The organism is Vibrio sp. 1288 (assembly GCF_033344475.1).
The window spans coordinates 1-691 of sequence record NZ_JAWPOX010000540.1; the positions used below are offsets into that span (position 1 = coordinate 1).

At 48.8% G+C, this 691-nt stretch carries 2 pseudogenes; both read left to right on the forward strand.

Features of this window, described 5'->3' with window-relative positions:
• Positions 1-460, forward strand: a pseudogene (locus tag R8O11_RS27900) (hypothetical protein); the annotation flags it as partial.
• A 100-nt stretch (positions 461-560) separates the two neighbouring features.
• Positions 561-691, forward strand: a pseudogene (locus R8O11_RS27905) (deacylase); the annotation flags it as partial.

The following is a 691-nucleotide window of genomic DNA, read 5'->3' on the forward strand; positions in this document are numbered from 1 at the left end:
AGCTCCTGCTCTTTTGGTTGGCTGTGCGAAAGGTGTATTGCTTATTCTGGGGGGGGGTACTACCGATGAAGCAAGCGTACTGAACTCGATATTGAACAGCGCAGGCGGCGTGATCAGCGGCCTTCCTGATGTTGCCGCAGCTTGGTTGATGTATGTGTTCCAATCCATTTTCAACTTCTTCGTGACCTCGGGTTCTGGCCAAGCAGCACTTACGATGCCTCTGTTGTCTCCTCTTGCAGACATCGCTGGCGTAACTCGTCAGGTAGCGGTTCTGGCATTCCAACTGGGTGATGGTTTCACTAACGTGATAGTCCCTACTTCTGCCTCCCTAATGGCAACGCTTGGCGTGTGTCGTATCGACTGGGGTGACTGGGCGAAATTCTGCTGGCGCTTTATGCTATTACTCTTTACCCTATCGAGCATTGTCGTCGTCGCAGCTCACGTGATGGGTTTTGCGTAAACTGATTAACAGATAAGAAGGCGAGACAAGTTCTCGCCTTTTTTGATTCAAGCCAAATGGCAAATAAGCATCAAAACGATGTTTTGGAGTGACAACTTTAATGGCAACACAATTTCTGGATGACGTAATTCAAGGTCATCAAGTCATTCAATCTCTCGACGTAACTGACTTGCCTGCTGGCGAGCATAAATTCTGGTTCCGCATTGCAACCAATGCCCTATCTCAGTGGCA